This is a genomic window from Mitsuaria sp. TWR114 (assembly GCF_007997345.1).
The window spans coordinates 1-1,195 of sequence record NZ_VOSR01000118.1; the positions used below are offsets into that span (position 1 = coordinate 1).

At 72.6% G+C, this 1,195-nt stretch carries 2 protein-coding genes; both read left to right on the forward strand.

Annotated features, from left to right (window positions below):
- Positions 1-1,028: GTP 3',8-cyclase MoaA (moaA, locus tag FUT87_RS05760; protein WP_255511684.1), on the forward strand; the 1,028-nt coding region annotated here is incomplete at its 5' end.
- The coding region (locus FUT87_RS05765) for an NTP transferase domain-containing protein (protein WP_147240373.1) at positions 1,028-1,195 on the forward strand (168 nt) is incomplete at its 3' end. The genes moaA and FUT87_RS05765, both read left to right, overlap by 1 nt.

Here is a 1,195-nt window from a genome sequence, read left to right on the forward strand (position 1 = left end):
TCCGCCGCGCGCTGCGCGACCTGCGCATCTCGGTCACCGACCGCTGCAACTTCCGCTGCAGCTACTGCATGCCGAAGGAAGTGTTCGACAAGCACTACGCCTTCCTCCCCCACCGCGACCTGTTGTCCTTCGAGGAAATCACCCGTCTGGCGGGCGTCTTCGCCGGCCTGGGGGTTCAGAAACTGCGCCTGACCGGCGGCGAACCGCTGCTGCGCCGCAACCTCGAGGCGCTGATCGCCCAGCTGGCCGAGCTGCGCACGCCCGAGGGCCAGCCGCTCGACCTGACGCTGACCACCAACGGCTCGCTGCTGGCGCGCAAGGCGCGGGCGCTGCGGGACGCGGGCCTGCGCCGGGTCACCGTCAGCCTGGACGCGCTTGACGACGCCATCTTCCGGCGCATGAACGACGTCGACTTCCCGGTCGCCGAGGTGCTGCGCGGCATCGAGGCCGCCCAGGCCGCCGGCCTGGCGCCGATCAAGGTCAACATGGTGGTCAAGCGCGGCACCAACGACGATCAGATCGTCCCTATGGCGCGCCATTTCCGCGGCACCGACGTGGTGCTGCGCTTCATCGAGTACATGGACGTCGGCATGAGCAACGGCTGGCGCATGGACGAGGTGCTGCCGTCCGCGCAGGTCCTGGCGCGCCTGCGCGAGGACGCCGAGCTGGTCCCGCTCGCCGCCACCGTCGAGGGCGAAACCGCCACCCGCTGGGGCTACGCCGACGGCAGCGGCGAGATCGGCCTCATCTCCAGCGTCACCCAGGCCTTCTGCGGCGACTGCAACCGCGCGCGGCTCTCCACCGAGGGCCGGCTCTACACCTGCCTGTTCGCCGGCGACGGCCACGACCTGCGCGCGCTGCTGCGCGGCGACGGCGAGCACCCGCCGCGGTCCGACACCGAGATCGCCGCCGCGCTGGGCGCGCTCTGGACGCGGCGCGGTGACCGCTACTCGGAGCTGCGCGCCAGCCTGCCGGCGGCGGACTCCGGCCCGGCGCGCCGCGTCGAGATGCACTACATCGGCGGCTGATGCGCGCCACCGCGCTGATCCTCTGCGGCGGCCGCGCCACCCGCATGGGCGGCGTCGACAAGCCGCTCCAGCCCTTCCAGGGCCGGGCGCTGGTCCACCACGTCATCGAGCGCATCGCCCCCCAGACCGGCGGCCGGATCCTGATCAGCGCCAACCGCCACCTCGAC